The organism is Streptococcus pseudopneumoniae (assembly GCF_001072665.1).
Lineage (GTDB): Bacteria > Bacillota > Bacilli > Lactobacillales > Streptococcaceae > Streptococcus > Streptococcus pseudopneumoniae_S.
Genome location: NZ_JVJI01000004.1, coordinates 1 through 743 on the forward strand (window position 1 = coordinate 1; position 743 = coordinate 743).

Annotated in this window: 2 protein-coding genes; both read right to left on the reverse strand. The window is 41.9% G+C overall.

Features of this window, described 5'->3' with window-relative positions; all coding sequences use genetic code 11:
* On the reverse strand, positions 1-439 hold a 439-nt coding region (locus tag ADH52_RS00140; RefSeq protein WP_080979835.1), incomplete at its 3' end, for a hypothetical protein.
* Positions 424-743, reverse strand: a 320-nt coding sequence (locus ADH52_RS00145) for a TipC family immunity protein (RefSeq protein ID WP_049509297.1), incomplete at its 5' end; no start/stop codon positions are given. The genes ADH52_RS00145 and ADH52_RS00140, both read right to left, overlap by 16 nt.

Below are 743 nucleotides of genomic sequence, written 5' to 3' on the forward strand. Positions count from 1 at the left end.
CACCTGGATAGTTACTTTCGATATATACTTTAATGGCATCTTCCCCTTTTTCCATAACCTCTAATGGAAGGATACTGGCATAGATAGTACTTCTGACTTGTTTCCAATCCGTTTTTTTCAAGAATTCTCTTTCTCTCTGAGTGGGATCCTTTTGAAGGTCAGCATAATAGGAAGATATGGCTTGGTCATAGGATTGCCCCTGTTGCATCCGACCGATAAGATTGACTGAATCAAGGTCTGCCTTGTAGTCATCCTCGCCAATACTTGGTTTCTTATCCGTAGCATTTTTAGTCGTGTCTCCTTCCCAGCCTGAAAGATCCTTGACATGCCCTCTACCGCCATAGAAATCGGATAACTGAAGACTGCTAGGATTTAGATGGGTGGCCATAGTGATGGACTGGTGGGTAAAGTCTGCGTGACCTGTTACCAATTCTCCCACTGGGTTTCAACCTTGACATCTCCATAGTTGCTTGGCGAGTACTTGCTGTCATAAATCGAGCACCAATCTTTCAGGACTTTCTGGTTGACGATTTCGTCGTAGTAAGAATCCAAATCCTTGGCAGTGATACCATACTGCTCTAGGTAGGATTTTACTTGGGCCTCGTCTTCAATATAAGTTTCTGTATCTGCTTTCTTCAAACCTATTTTGACAAATTTTTTTAAAACACGATCCTTACGAGTATATTTATTCCATAAGCGAACTCTAACGTTTGGCCCGATTCGCTTTTCAAATGAGATTGAAC